The following is a 14,196-nucleotide window of genomic DNA, read 5'->3' as shown; positions in this document are numbered from 1 at the left end:
TTGGGCGATCGACCCGCCAGTCACGATCGTGGACCATCGATGGTGCTGGCAGATTCGATGACATCCCACCGCCCCCTAGGGATTGGAATCGCATCGTGGCTCATGACGAACACGCGACCCCCGGATCCTGGAGCATCTCGCGGCGCCGCGCTCTGCAACTCACCGGAGGTCTGGCCGCGGTCACCACCACCGCGTCCGCGACCTCGACCGCCGCTCCTGCGCAGGCGGCCGGCAACCAGGCCCTGCTGTCGGAGGGCACCAACTTCATGGTCGCGGTCTCCCCCGACGGCCGCTGGCTGGCCTTCGACCTGGTCACCGCGATCTGGGTGACACCGGCCGCGGGCGGCGAGTCGCGGCGACTGACCGACGACCTGCAGGACGCGACCAGACCACGCTGGTCGCCGGACGGCCGGCGGATCGTGTTCCAGTCGTACCGCGACGGCAACTTCCACCTGTGGACGATCGGGGTCGACGGCCACGGTCTCACTCAGCTGACCAGCGGCCGGTACGACCACCGCGAACCGCACTTCACGCCCGACGGCCGGTCGATCGTCTTCTCCTCGGACCGCGGAGGCAACGGCAGCTACGGCATCCACCGGCTCGACCTGTCCGACGGCAAGATCGTTGCCCTCACGGACGACCCGACCGATGAGGCCGAGCCCACCGTCTCCGCCGACGGCACGAAGATCGCCTTCACCGTCGACGCCGCGTCGATCGTCCAGCTCGATCCCACCACCGGTGCGCGTACGACGCTGGTCGCCGCGCAGACCGGGATCACTGTGTACGGACCGGCGTACTCCCCCACCGGTCAGCTGGCGTACGTCCGGCTGGCGGGTCCGGTGTGTGACCTGGTCGTCGGGGAGGAGAAGGTTACGAGTGGGAAGGACGTGTTCGCCGTACCGCCCTCGTGGGCTTCGGCGAGCGACGTCTTCTACACCGCCGACGGAAACGTGCTGCGCCATAGCGTCGGCGGCGCGCACACCGTCGTACCGTTCACCGCGACCGTCCCTGTGACGGCGAAGCGGCCGCGGCCGAAGGTGCCGGACCTGGAGTCGACCGCGCGCCGGCCGGCGCTCGGGATCGCCTGCCCGACCGTGTCGCCGGACGGCGAGTGGATCGCGTTCCGGTCCCTGAACGCGTTGTGGCTGGCGGCAACGAGTGGCCGTGGGCAACCACGCCAACTGGTTGCCGACGGCTACTTCAACTCGGATCCCGACTTCTCGCCGGACGGCAGCAAGGTGCTGTACGCCAGCGATCGGGACGGGACCGCGGACCTGTGGCTGCACGACCTGAAGACCGGTGCCGACAGCAAGCTCTCGTCGTTGCCCGGGGCACAGACCGCGCCGCGGTTCTCCCCGGACGGGAAGCAGGTCGCCTACCAGGATCAGGACGGGATCGCCTGGGTGCTCGATCTCTCCTCCGGCCAGGTCCGCCAGCTGACACCGACGTTGTTCCAGCCCGGCCGGGTGAGCTGGTCGCGGGACGGGAAGACGATCGTGCTGGCGGCGGTCAAGCCGTTCTCCAAGCGGTTCCGTGAAGGCACCAGTCAGCTCCTCTACGTCGACGTCGCCACGACAGCACTGGAGTACGTCGAGCCGATGCCGTTCCGCTCACTGGCGACCCGCGGCGACGACGGCCCGGTCTTCTCCCCCGACGGCGAGTGGCTGGCCTTCGTCGTCGAGAGCCTGCTGTACGTCGCTCCCGTCGACGAACGCGGGCGGTTCACCGCGGAGCCGAGGGCGATCACCGACGAGGTCACCGACTCGCCGGTCTGGCAAGACGACGAGACTCTGCTCTACCTGAACAACGGCCGGCTGCGGCGCACGACTCTGCGCGGCTCTCGCCCGCAGACCATCAAGCTCGACCTGCAATGGCGCCGGGCGATTGTCAACCAGCACGTCACTGTCCACGCCGGCGCCCTGTGGGATGGCCGCGCGACCACGCTGCGACGCGACGTCGACGTCGTACTGGACGGGTCGCGGATTGCCGCCGTACGGCCGCATCAGGGCCGGGCGGACATCGACGCGTCGGAGCTGACGGTGATGCCTGGGTTGATCGATGCGCACAACCACTGGCACCTGCGTGGGCGGGCGTGGGGTGCGCGGCAGGGCAACCTGTGGCTGTCGTACGGCATCACGACCACGCGGTCGCCCGGCGATCCGGTCTATCAGATGCAGGAGACGCGGGAGGCGCTCGCCCACGGATCGTTGGTCGGGCCGCGGTACTTCGCGACCGGTGAGGCGATCGACGGGTCGCGGGTCTACTACAACTTCATGCGGCCGACGCTTTCGGTAAGGCAACTCGGTCTGGAACTCGACCGGGTCGAGGGTCTTGCCTACGACCTGGTGAAGACGTACGTGCGCTTGCCGATCGACTACCAGCGTCGGGCGATCGCCGCCGTCCACAGGCTCGGACTGCAACTGTCGTCGCATTACCTCTACCCGGCCGAGCACCTCGGGATGGACGGGATGGAGCACACCGGCGCGACGAACCGGCTGGGCTACTCGCACACCGTCAGCCGGCTGGGCCGTGCGTACGCCGATGTCGTAACGCTGTTCACCAAGGCCGGGCTGTCGGTCACGCCGACGCTGTTCAACTCGACGATGGCGCACGTCGACGACCCGTCACTGCTCACCGACCGGCGGACGACCACGCTGTTCCCGTCCTGGGAGTACGCCGCTCTACAGAGCGAGGTGAACACGGCGGCAGGACCTGCGGGCGTGACCACGCGGGAGTTGCTGCGCGGCAACGTCGACATGGTGTTGCGGATCCACCGCGGCGGTGGATTCGTGATCTGCGGCACCGACAGCCCGCTCGACAACATCGCGGTGTCAACGCATGCCAACCTGCGATCGATGGTCGCCGGTGGCTTCACGCCGTACGAGGCTCTGACGACCGCGACGCGCAACCCGGCGCGGTGGCTGAACCTCGAGGACAAGCTCGGCGTGATCAAGCCGGGCGCTCAGGCCGACCTGTCGTTCGTGACCGGCGATCCGCTGGCCGACATCCGGTCGCCGCCGCGGTGGATCGGGTGATGGTCGCCGGCAAGTTGCACCCGGTCGACGACCTGCTCGCGCCGTACTCCGGTGGCGCCCGGACGACGGCCGCCGTACCAGCTCCCGCGAATGCGCCGACTCCGCTCACCCGGGAGCAGGCGCACTCACACGACAACACCTACTGGTGGCACGAACCCGAGTGGCTCCACAGGGTGTGCTGCGAGGGCTGACGCCTTCGGGGCCTCCGTGATCGGTCAGAAGGTGGTCGTGAGGTTCTGCGTCTGACCGGTTGCGGAGGCTCGGTACGCGGCCTCGATGATGTCGATCACGTGGCGCGCGTGTTCGGCGGTGACGATCGAAGGCTTGCCTTCGCGGACCCAGTCGACCAGCTGCATGACGTCCTCGTACACGTGCTGCTCCTCGATGTCGCGGTGCACACCGGTCACGTGCGGAAGCAGTGCCTGGTTGCCCGGGCCACGCGGCGACAGCTCGGCGGGGTTGCGGTTGGGGAAGTCGAACGGCTCATCGTTGAGCAGCAGTCCGTCGATCGTCCCCTTCGTTCCGTAGTACGCCCCGCCGAAGCCACCGCGCATCCCTCCTGCGGCGGTCCCGGTCGCGACGCAGAACAGGTTGTCGCCGAAGTCGATCAGCACGATGGTGTTGTCGTCGGCATCCGTCCGTACGTCGGTCCCTCCGCTGGTCCGCACGGGAATGCGTACGCCGGACATCGCCGTCACGCGCTTGGCCGGGCCGAGAATCCCGGTCACGGCGTGCAGCCCGTACACCGTCATGTCGTACATCGGCCCGCCACCGGGCGTGCGGAAGTACCACGACGGATCGATGTTCGTCAGTACGTCGCTGCCGCCGCGCACAGCCTCGTCCTCGTGATAGGTGCCGAACGCCGCGCCACAACTCACCCAGGACAACGTCCCGATGGCGCCCTCGGCAATCAACTCACGTGTCCGGACGTGATGCGGACGCAGCATCTCCCCCGGTGAGGCAACAATCCGCAGATCGTTGGTCGCGGCAAGCTCAATGAGCTCGGTCGCCTCGGCGACGGTGATCGTCATGGTCTTGTTGAAGTGCACATGCTTCCCGGCCTGCAACGCCAGCTTGCCCTGCTCGTAGTGCAACCCGATCGGGGAAGCGATCGTCACGGCATCGACATCCCCACGAGCCAGCAGGTCCTCGTACTCCGTGAACCCCTGCTCCACCCCGAACTTCTCAGCCGCCGCCTCCGCCCGCCCCGGCACCGGATCACACACCGCCGCCAGCGTCACCCGCCCGGCAAGATCCGCCTGCCCCAAATGCGGAAGAAGCCCCCGCACCGAAATACTTCCCGCCCCGACAACACCCATCCGCACCGAATCCGCCATGCACCGGATCCTCCCACGCAGAGCCACGCCCAACCCTCCGTCGCGCTGCGGCGCCCCACTCCCACCCACCCCCGGCTTCCCCGGCTAGCACCGAGCTTGCGGCTGCCGCGCGTTGATCTGCCTGCTCCCTTCGGGTCGGATAGTTTCGGCGGCATGAGCGTTGTCGAGCATGTTGTTCTCATTCACGGGACCTGGGGCCGTGGGAGTCACTTCCGTGAGGCCCGGGAAGCGTTCGAAGCCCGTGGGTTCGTTGTTCATACGCCGACGTTGCGCCATCACGAACTGCCACTGCGGGAAGGTTCGACGCAGGTCGCGACGCTCAGCCTGACGGACTACGCCGACGATCTGGTCGAGGTGTGCGAGTCACTCGATTCGCCACCGTTGATCCTCGGACACTCCTTGGGCGGGCTGCTGGCCCAACTCGTCGCAGCCCGGACCAGGCACGCCGGTCTGATCGGAGTGTGCCCGGCCCCGGCGGCCGGGATCTTCGCCATGTACCCGTCCATGAGCCGGCTGTTCCTGAGCCACTACCTCCAGCCGCGGCCCTGGACCAAGCCGCTCCACCCGACCTGGGAGAAGTTCCAGGTCGGCGGGCGGATCACGCAAACGCCAGAAGACTCCCGCGCGCTGTTCGAGGACCTCGTCTGCGAGTCGGGCCGCGCGTACTGCGAGATGGCCTTCCCACAACTCGACCGCCGCAAGGCATCCCGCGTCGACTACGCCGCGATCTCCGGCCCGGTCCTGATCTTCGGCGGCGCCCAGGACCTCACCGTGGTCCCAGCAGTCTGCCGCGCCACCGCCTCGAAGTACCCGAACTCCACCTACCAAGAGATCCCCGACGCCGACCACATGCTCCTGTTCGGCGAGATCCTCCAAACCACCATGACCCACATCGACAACTGGCTCGCCACCAACAACCTCACCTCCCCCGAGCCAACTTCCGATCAGCGCTCGGGGTGAGGCAGTAGCAGGTAGCCAAGGACCATGCCGAGCAGACAGGGCAGGCCGTGGTTGTCGTGCAGGATCGTGTCGACGACGGCCAGCACCGGGACGGCGAGCGCCAGGATCCGGAGCTGCAGTGGTGGCGTGACGCCGTACCGGCGCGGAGCCACGAGGATCACTGTCGCCAGCCCGCCGATCAGACCGGCGACGCACATCGAGTTGCCCGCGCCGACCGGGTTGAGCCACACGTAGCTCATGAGCTGCCCGAACCATCCGCAGACGAAGTAGAGGACCAACCACCGCCACCGCCCGAAGACGCGCTCGGCGACCGACCCGACTACGGCCAGCAGAATCAAGTTCGAGACCAGCCCCGAGGCCCAGCCGTCCTGGAAGAACATGCCCGTCAGCAGGCGATACCACTGGCCGTCGTCGATGTACGACGCGTCCCGCACCACATGCTCATACAGCGGCCGGTACACCAGCTGCGCGATCCCGCAAGCCAGTGTCACCAGAAACACAACCCCAGCCAGCACCGGCCGCCGCGGCCCAAAAGCAAGTGCCGCAAGAGAGCTACGTTCCGCAGTACGAGTAGTCACACCGAGAACCTAACGCCCCAACGCCGCCACACCTCCGCCGTTTGTCACAACGAACCCTGCCGTTTGTCACGATCAGCTGCTGGCCACCCGCTGGCAACGGCCCGCCCGGGACCTGAGAAGGTCTACGCGTCTTGGAGAGCCTGGACGCGAAAAGGATCCAGGCTGGTTTCCACGGTTCCGGTGGGCGATGAGCCGGGGGTGGGTGGGAGCGCGCGTGGGTCGGCCCAGTGTGCCTAGAACGGGAGTTTGGGTTGGGGTGGGGCGTGGGTGGGATCTACGCCGTCGAAGAGGCTGCTGACGGATTCGCCCTCGTGGATGCGTTTGATCGCTTCGGCGAAGAGCCCGGCGACCGAGCTGACCTGGAGTTCGGGGAAGCCTGCGGGCCGCGGGACGGTGTCGGTGCTGATGACCTCGGTGACGGACGGGTGCGACCGGAGCCGCTCCACTGCCTTTCCGGCGAACAGACCGTGGGTGGTGGCGACGGCCGCCTGGGTGCAGCCGCGGTCTTTCAGGCGGTCGAGGAGTTCGATGATCGAGCCGCCGGTGGCGATCTCGTCGTCGAGGATGATCGCGCGCTTGCCGGCCACGTCGCCGACGATCGCGTCGATCACCACGCGGTCGTCGGCCAGCCGCTGCTTGCTGCCGGCGGCGACCGGGAGGCCGAGCAGCCGGGAGAACTGGGTGGCGGTCTTCGCGTTGCCCAGGTCCGGGCTGACCACGACCGTCTCGGTCAGGTCGCGGCCGCGGAAGTGGTCGGCGAGTACGCCGATCGCGGTCAGGTGGTCGACCGGGACCGAGAAGAACCCGTGCACCTGGGGTGCGTGCAGAGCCATGGTGAGGACGCGGTCGACGCCGGCCGTGACCAGCAGGTCCGCGACGAGGCGACCGCCGATCGAGATGCGGGACGCGTCCTTCTTGTCCGACCGTGCGTACGCGTAGTGCGGCATCACGGCGGTGATCTGCTCGGCTGAGGCGCCACGCGCGGCGTCGATCATCAGCAGCAGCTCCATCAGGTGCTCCTGCGTGGGCGGCACCAGTGGTTGCACGATGTACACGTCTCGCTGCCGACAGTTCTCCTGCAGTTGTACCTGCAGGCAGTCGTTGCTGAAACGATGGATTTCCACCGGCGCGAGCGGTACGCCGAGATCGGCACAGATCCGCTCCGCCAAATCAGTGTGGGCACTTCCGCTGAACACGACGATCTCTCGCACGGCTCTCCCCGAACGCTGCGAACCCCGACGTCTGCAGCCTATCCCGGCCCGCAGGGACCACCGGGCCCGAGGTCGGCATCCGGTCGCGAGAACTGCTGAGCGCCGTTCGGGCAGGTAGAGACGAGCCCGTCTGCCCGGACGGGCTCTGCCCAGTTGACGAGGAAGCACATGGTGCACTCCAGACCGAGACCGCGGTGGATCGCCGCCGCGGCGCTCGCCCTGTCCATCGGCCTCACGGCCCAGAACCCAGGCCTTCCGGCGGCCGCGGCCGGCCCGCCCGCGACCACGACCGCCGGCACGTCCTCCCCCGCGGCAGCTGCGAACCGGACCATCACCCTGATCACCGGCGACCAGATCACCCTCCTCGGGGGTGAACTGAGCAACCCGAGCATCCGGCGCGGGCCCAGCCGCGAGCACATCACCTTCCGGGCCCTCCGGATCAAGGGCCGCCTCACCGTCATCCCGTCCGACGTGGAAGCCGATGTTGCCGCCGGCAAACTCGACCGCAGGTTGTTCGACATCGGCGGCCTGCTCGACGCCCACTACGACGACGCGAGTACGACGGCCATCCCGCTGATCGTGACGTACGCCGCCCACGCCAAGCGCTCCGCGATCGAGGGCGTGACCACCACCCGCGACCTGCCGGCGATCAACGGCAGCGCGGTCAAGCTGGCGAAGAAGGACACGGCAACGGCCCTGTCCCGAATCCGCGCGGGCGGTCCGGCCAAGATCTGGCTCGACGGCAAGCGGACAGTGAGCCTGGACCAGTCGGTCCCGCAGATCGGCGCACCGGTCGCCTGGCAGGCCGGCTACACCGGCAAGGGCGTGTCGATCGCCGTACTGGACACCGGCGTCGACGCGACCCACCCGGACCTGGCCGACCGCATCGCCGGGACGAAGAACTTCACCGACCAGCCTCCGGGCGACACGGTCGGCCACGGCACCCATGTGGCTTCGACCATCGCCGGCACCGGGGCGGCGTCCGGCGGCAAGTACCGCGGTGTCGCTCCTGACGCGAAGCTGTACGCAGGCAAGGTCTGTCCCAGCAGGGAGTGCTCAGACTCCGCCATCCTGGCCGGGATGGAGTGGGCTGCCACCGAACTCCACGCGACCGCTGTCAACATCAGCATCGGTGCTCCCGACACCGCGGAGATCGACCCGCTCGAGGAGGCCGTCAACCGGCTGACGCAGGAGACCGGCACACTCTTCGTGATCGCGGCGGGCAACTCCGGCCCTGGTGTGTCCTCGCTCGAGTCGCCCGGCAGCGCCGAGGCCGCGTTGACGGTCGGCGCGGTGGACAAGCAGGACCAACTGGCCGAGTTGTCGAGTCGCGGCCCGCGGCTCGGTGACGGCGGGACGAAACCCGATGTCGTCGCGCCCGGGATAGACATCGTCGCGGCCCGCGCGAACAGCGAGGGCGGCGAGCGGTACGTCGCGATGGACGGTACGTCGATGGCGACACCGCACGCGACCGGTTCGGTCGCCCTGCTCGCGCAGGAGCACCCGGACTGGAAGGCAGCCGACTTCAAGGCTGCGCTGATGGCGTCCACCAAGCACCTCGACGGGCTGACGCCGTACGAGCAAGGAGCCGGCCGGATCGACGTCGGCCGGGCGACGCAGCTGCAGGTGACGGCGGCGCCGGCCAACCTCGTCTTCAACGCCCTGTGGCCGCACACGGACGACACCCCGGAAACCAAGCCGGTGACGTATCGCAACCTCGGTAACCAGCCGCTGACGCTGACCCTGAGCGCGACCATGACCGGTCCGGACGGCCAGCCTGCTCCCGACGAGGCGATGAAGCTCAGCACCACCAGCGTGACGATCCCGGCCGGCGGCACCGCGACGGTAGACGTCACCTCCGACACCCGGCACGACGGCCCGGACGGTCGCTACACCGGCAGTCTCACCGCCACCGGTGCCGGCGCGACCGTAACCACGCCCCTCACCGTCACCAAGGAGGTCGAGAGCTACACCCTGAGGCTCAACTTCATCGGCCCGGACGGCGAGCCGGGCGCGACCCAACCGATCATCTACGGCCTCGACAACGGGTACTACGAACTCGCGGACGCCAACGGCACCCTCAAGCGACGCCTGCCGAAGGGGCGCTACCTGATCGACAACTACCAGCACACGTCCAAGGACGCCTACGTGATGGTGAAGCCGAGCACGTTGCTGAATGCCGACACCACCGTGACGTTCGACGCCCGGCAGACCAAGCCGCTGGATCTGACGGTACCCGAGCCCGAAGCGAGTCCGATGGTCAGCGTGGTGCACTACGAACTGCCGCAGTCACCCGACGGCTACACGTCGTGGATCGTCGCCCACGCGCCCTCGAACCTGCACACCGCCCAGGTCGGCGAGCGACTGCCGGCCGATCAGTTGACGGCGTGGTTCCACACCGAGTGGGCGAAGGTTGCGCCGAACGGTTCCTCGGACGAGTCGCCCTTCGTCTACGAGACGATGGACCCCGTCGACGGTTACCCGACCGGGTTCACCCGGCACATCCGGCCCGGTGATCTGGCGGTCGTCGACCAGTCGCTGCACCATGCGTCGCACGATCTGGGCAGCGTGGCAATGACCGGGTGGATGGACGGCCGGAGAGTCGACGTGTGGCCACCGTTCCCGACCTACAGTCTGCCGGCCCGACGCACGCTGTTCCTCGAAGGCGGACGGTTCAGCTGGGACACGGAAGTGGATGAGATCGGGGCGGACGGGTTCGCGGTCGCGGGTGCCGTCGGGGCACCGAAGAGTTACCGCGCAGGCCACAGCTACGAAGACCACCTCAACGTCGCTGCGTTCACCCCGACCCCGCTCGCCGCGACCCGCTCGGACGATCGGCTGTCCGTCGACTTCTCACCGACGACCGACGCCACTGGCGCCCGTGGCCTCACCCTGACCGACACGGCAAGCAGTCGTCTGATGCGGGATGGGAAGCCGGTGGCGGAGTCCGCCACGTTCGGGAGCATCACGGCCGGCGGTCTGGCCCCGGAGAAGACGCAGTACGTCCTGGAGTCGTCGCTCACACGACCGAGCTACGCGACCTACTCCACCAGGATCGATGCGCGCTGGAGCTTCAGCTCGGCGGCGGACACCAAGCACCTCCCGCTCCTGGGCGTTCGTTACCAGCCGGCGGTCGACGTCAACAACACCGCAGCGCGTACGCCGGTCACCACGCTGCCTGTGGTCGTCCAGGCTCAGCCTGGCGCCACGCTGCCTCGCATCCGCACCGCAACGATGCAGTACTCCGCGGACGGCGGCGCCACCTGGCGGACGGCACCGCTCGCTCCTGGCAGCGGCGGAAAGTACACCGCGATCTTCCCGACGCCGAAGGAGGGCAAGACCGTCTCGCTCAAGCTGCACCTGGCCGACGCGGACGGGAACACGACTGACCTGACCACGATCGACGCGTACCACCTGCGCTGACCGGATGCGCCGGAACCCTCGCCTACTGAAGGATGCGGGCGAGGGTTTCGGCCGCGGTACGGCAGTCGGCGGTCGAGGCGTCGAGGTGGGTTACCACGCGGAGCTGGGTGTGGCCGACACCGCCGACGAGCACGCCGGCCGCGCGAGCAGCTTCGACCACCTGGGCGACGGTCTTGCCGGTGGCAGCGAGGTCGGCGACCACGATGTTTGTCTCGACCTGGTCGGGTTTGACGGAGCCGGGAGCGGCGTCGGCGAGGACCGAGGCGACGAGACGCGCGTTGGCGTGGTCTTCGGCGAGGCGCTCGACGTTGTGCTCGAGCGCGTAGAGACCGGCCGCCGCGAGTACGCCGGCCTGGCGCCAACCACCGCCGAGGCGCTTGCGCCAGATGCGGGCCTCGCGGATCAGCTCGGTCGATCCGACCAGCACGGAGCCGACCGGCGCGCCCAGGCCCTTCGACAAGCACACGCTGGCAGCAGCCGCACGCGACGCGTACGCCGCGACCGGCACACCGGACGCCACCGACGCGTTCCACAGCCGCGCACCGTCCAGGTGCAGCGGCAGCCCCAACCCATCCAGTTCGTCCGCCAGAGCGTCGTACCCGTGCTGGATCGCGCCGCCGCCGAAGTTGTGCGTGTTCTCGACCGACACCGCCGCGGTGGAGACGAAGTACGACCCGAGGTCCGGCGCGATCAGCGCACGGATCTGCTCGAGGTCGATCTGGCCGGCCGGTGCGCTCCACGTCCGCGTGGTGACGCCGCTGACGGCCGCGTGTGCGCCGAGCTCGGCCCGGGCGATGTGTGCGTTCGCCTCGCACAGGATCTCCGCCCCAGGCGGCACCAGCGCCCGTACGCCGAGCATGTTCGCAAGCGACCCGGTGACGGTGAACAGCCCGGCCTCGTGCCCGAGCAGTCCGGCGACCGTCTCCTCCAGCCGGTTGATGGTCGGGTCCTCGCCGTACACGTCGTCCCCGAGAGGTGCCGAGGTCATCGCCGCCAGCATCCCCGCCGACGGCCGGGTGACGGTGTCGGACCGCAGGTCTATCACGCTCGCGCGCCCCGCAGCCGCTCGGCGACCAGGAACGCGAGCTCGAGCGACTGGTGCCGGTTCAGCCGCGGGTCGCAGGCTGTCTCGTACCGGTTCACCAGGTCCTCGGCGACCAGTTCCTCACCGCCGCCCAGGCACTCGGTCACGTCGTCGCCGGTGAGCTCGATGTGCATGCCGCCCGGCCAGGTCCCCACCTGCTCGTGCGCGTCGAAGAAGCCCTGGACCTCGTCCATGACGTCCTCGAAGTTGCGGGTCTTGTAGCCGTTCGGCGTCTCGAAGGTGTTGCCATGCATCGGGTCGCACACCCACGCGATCGGCGAGCCGTGGTCGCGGACGGCCTCCAGCAGCGGCGGCAGCCCGTCTCGGATCTTGCCGGCGCCCATCCGGGTGATGAAGGTCAGCCGGCCTTCGATGCCCTTCGGGTTCAGCTTGTCGATCAGCGTCCGGATGTACTCCGGGGTCGTCGTCGGCCCGATCTTCACACCGAGCGGATTCGACAGCGAGGCCAGGAACTCGACATGCGCGCCGTCCAGCTGCCGCGTCCGCTCCCCCACCCACAGCAGGTGGCCGGACACGTCGTACGGCTGCTGGGTGCGCGAGTCGATCCGGGTCAGCGCGTGCTCGTACTCGAGGATCAGCGCTTCGTGGGAGGCGTAGAAGTCGACGGTCTTGAACTCGTCCGCGGTGGCGCCGCAGGCCCGCATGAAGGCGAGCGCACGCTCGATCTCGGACGCCAGTCGCTCGTACTTCTGCCCGACCGGCGAGGACTTCACGAAGTCGGTGTTCCACGCATGCACCTGGTGCAGGTCGGCGTACCCACCGGTGGTGAACGCGCGGGTCAGGTTGAGCGTCGCCGCGGCCGCGTTGTAGACGCCGCGCAGCCGGTGCGGGTCCGGGTGCCGGGCCTCGGGCGTGAACTCGAGCCCGTTGACAGCGTCACCCCGGTACGACGGCAGCGTGACACCGTTCCGCGTCTCCTCACCGGAGCTCCGCGGCTTGGCGTACTGCCCGGCGATGCGCCCGACCTTCACCACCGGGACGCTCGCGGCGTACTGGAGCACGACGGCCATCTGCAGCAGGACCCGCAGCTTGGCCCGGATGTTCTCCGCGGTCACGCCGTCGAAGGTCTCCGCGCAGTCGCCGCCCTGGAGGATGAACGCCTCACCGCGGCTGACCGCACCGATCTTGGTGGTCAGGTCGTCGCACTCACCGGCGAACACCAGCGGCGGCAGCTTGCGCAGCTCGCCGATCACCTGGTCCAACGTGGCGGAATCCGGCCACTCCGGCTGCTGCAGCGGCTTCAGCGCCCGCAGATCATCCAGGCCCGGCACTCCGGGCACTTCCCCCGCACTCAGCGTCGCGAATTGCATGGCCCCAACTCTAGGCCAGCCCTCCGGACGGGCTGTGACCGTCTCAGGTCAGCGAGCCAGGATCTGCGGGTACGTCGACCGCGTGTTCGCGCAGGACCGTCAGGGGGATGGTGTCCAGGGAGCGGGCGTGGGTCGAGGCGAGAACGACCGGCGCCGCGGCTCCGTCGCGGTACGCCTGCAGCCAGCGGACCGCGACCACGCACCAGCGGTCGCCGGGCCGGAGGCCGGCGAACTGCAGCTCGGGGCGCGGGGTGACCAGGTCGTTGCCGACCGAGACCTGGTGGGCCAGGAACTCCGCGGTCATTACGGCACACACCGTGTGGCTGCCCAGATCCTCGGGGCCGCTGGTGCAGCAGCCGTCCCGGTAGAAGCCGGTGACCGGATCGGTCCCGCACTCCTCCAGTGGTTCGCCGAGCACGTTCAGGTCGCTGTCCATGCGGACATCCTCACCCGCGGACGAGGTCGGAAGGGCTCAACTGGCCTTGGTGTCGCGGAGCCGGACGTGCTCGTCGATCGACTCGCCCTTCTTGAGCAGTTCCTTGGCCTTCTCGGCGTACATGTCGACGTACTCCTGGCCGGACAGCTCCATCATCGCGTACATGATCTCGTCGGTGACCGAGCGGAGCACGAACCGGTCGCGCTCCATGCCCTCGTAGCGGGAGAAGTCCAGCGGCTTGCCGATCGCCACGCCCGGGCGGACCAGCCGGGGCAGCCGGCGGCCGGGCTCGCGGACCAGCCACTGCGGCCAGAGCGTGCCGGGCGGCTGCAGCTTCTCGGTGTCGATCATCGCGACCGGGATGACCGGGACGCCGGCCACGATCGCCATCCGGGCGACGCCGGTCTTGCCCTTGTAGAGCCGGCCGTCGGGCGAGCGGGTGCCCTCCGGGTAGATCCCGAACAGCTCGCCCTTCTTCAGGATGTCCAGCCCGGTGTTCAGCGCGGCCAGCGAGGCGCGCCCACCGGACCGGTCGATCGGGATCTGGCCGACGGACCGGAAGAACGTCGCCACCAGCTTCCCCTTCAGACCGGGCGCGGTGAAGTACTCCGACTTGGCCGGGAAGACGATCTGCCGCGGTACGGCGACCGGCAGGAAGATCGAGTCGCAGAACGCGAGGTGGTTGCTGACCAGCAACGCCGGGCCTGTGGTCGGGATGTTCTCCAGCCCGGTCACCCGGGGATGGAAGAGCAACTTCACCAACGGGGCGACGATGAACCGCCTGAGGAACAGGTACAGCAT

Annotated in this window: 11 protein-coding genes; 4 read left to right on the top strand and 7 right to left on the bottom strand. The window is 68.8% G+C overall.

What is annotated here, in order from left to right:
* Positions 1-95: 95 nt before the first annotated feature.
* Positions 96-3,035, top strand: a complete 2,940-nt coding sequence (locus ACGFH6_RS14530) for a DPP IV N-terminal domain-containing protein (RefSeq protein WP_393383769.1) — start codon at positions 96-98, stop codon at positions 3,033-3,035.
* Complete coding sequence (locus ACGFH6_RS14525) at positions 3,035-3,226, top strand: hypothetical protein (RefSeq protein WP_393383767.1); 192 nt, start codon at positions 3,035-3,037, stop codon at positions 3,224-3,226. The genes ACGFH6_RS14530 and ACGFH6_RS14525 overlap by 1 nt, the downstream gene beginning before the upstream one ends.
* A gap of 24 nt (positions 3,227-3,250) precedes the next feature.
* On the opposite strand, the gene ACGFH6_RS14520 is transcribed toward ACGFH6_RS14525, so the two are convergent.
* On the bottom strand, positions 3,251-4,372 hold the full coding sequence (locus ACGFH6_RS14520) for a Gfo/Idh/MocA family protein (RefSeq protein ID WP_393383765.1): 1,122 nt from the start codon (positions 4,370-4,372) through the stop codon (positions 3,251-3,253).
* 153 nt (positions 4,373-4,525) lie between these two features.
* Between ACGFH6_RS14520 and ACGFH6_RS14515 the strand changes: the two genes are divergently transcribed.
* Positions 4,526-5,332, top strand: a complete 807-nt coding sequence (locus tag ACGFH6_RS14515; RefSeq protein WP_393383763.1) for an alpha/beta hydrolase — start codon at positions 4,526-4,528, stop codon at positions 5,330-5,332.
* On the opposite strand, the gene ACGFH6_RS14510 is transcribed toward ACGFH6_RS14515, so the two are convergent.
* Together ACGFH6_RS14510 and ACGFH6_RS14505 are read right to left on the bottom strand one after the other, a co-directional pair.
* Positions 5,317-5,823, bottom strand: coding sequence for a rhomboid family intramembrane serine protease (locus tag ACGFH6_RS14510; protein ID WP_393383761.1), 507 nt, complete (start codon positions 5,821-5,823; stop codon positions 5,317-5,319). The genes ACGFH6_RS14515 and ACGFH6_RS14510 overlap by 16 nt on opposite strands.
* 320 nt (positions 5,824-6,143) lie before the next feature.
* Positions 6,144-7,121, bottom strand: coding sequence for a ribose-phosphate diphosphokinase (locus ACGFH6_RS14505; RefSeq protein WP_393383759.1), 978 nt, complete (start codon positions 7,119-7,121; stop codon positions 6,144-6,146).
* 168 nt (positions 7,122-7,289) lie between these two features.
* Between ACGFH6_RS14505 and ACGFH6_RS14500 the strand changes: the two genes are divergently transcribed.
* The gene (locus ACGFH6_RS14500) at positions 7,290-10,544 is read left to right on the top strand and encodes a S8 family serine peptidase (protein WP_393383757.1); all 3,255 of its coding nucleotides are present in this window, start codon (positions 7,290-7,292) and stop codon (positions 10,542-10,544) included.
* Between the two features lie 22 nt (positions 10,545-10,566).
* Here ACGFH6_RS14500 and ACGFH6_RS14495 read toward each other — a convergent pair whose 3' ends face one another.
* The 4 genes from ACGFH6_RS14495 to ACGFH6_RS14480 are packed head-to-tail and all read right to left on the bottom strand — an operon-like array spanning position 10,567 to position 14,196.
* Positions 10,567-11,589 (bottom strand): threonine aldolase family protein, encoded by a 1,023-nt coding sequence (locus tag ACGFH6_RS14495; RefSeq protein WP_393383755.1) that lies wholly within the window; start codon positions 11,587-11,589, stop codon positions 10,567-10,569.
* On the bottom strand, positions 11,586-12,959 hold the full coding sequence (locus ACGFH6_RS14490) for a class II 3-deoxy-7-phosphoheptulonate synthase (protein ID WP_393383753.1): 1,374 nt from the start codon (positions 12,957-12,959) through the stop codon (positions 11,586-11,588). The genes ACGFH6_RS14495 and ACGFH6_RS14490 overlap by 4 nt, the downstream gene beginning before the upstream one ends.
* A gap of 43 nt (positions 12,960-13,002) precedes the next feature.
* Positions 13,003-13,395, bottom strand: coding sequence for a DUF2237 family protein (locus ACGFH6_RS14485; protein WP_393383751.1), 393 nt, complete (start codon positions 13,393-13,395; stop codon positions 13,003-13,005).
* 36 nt (positions 13,396-13,431) lie between these two features.
* Positions 13,432-14,196 carry a lysophospholipid acyltransferase family protein gene (locus tag ACGFH6_RS14480; protein ID WP_393383750.1) on the bottom strand — a complete coding sequence of 255 codons (765 nt, stop codon included), beginning with the start codon at positions 14,194-14,196 and terminating at the stop codon, positions 13,432-13,434.

It is taken from the genome of Kribbella sp. NPDC049227, assembly GCF_043197265.1.
GTDB lineage: Bacteria > Actinomycetota > Actinomycetes > Propionibacteriales > Kribbellaceae > Kribbella.
The sequence above is the reverse complement of the archived record's forward strand: the minus strand, read 5'-3'. Positions and strand labels throughout refer to the sequence as shown.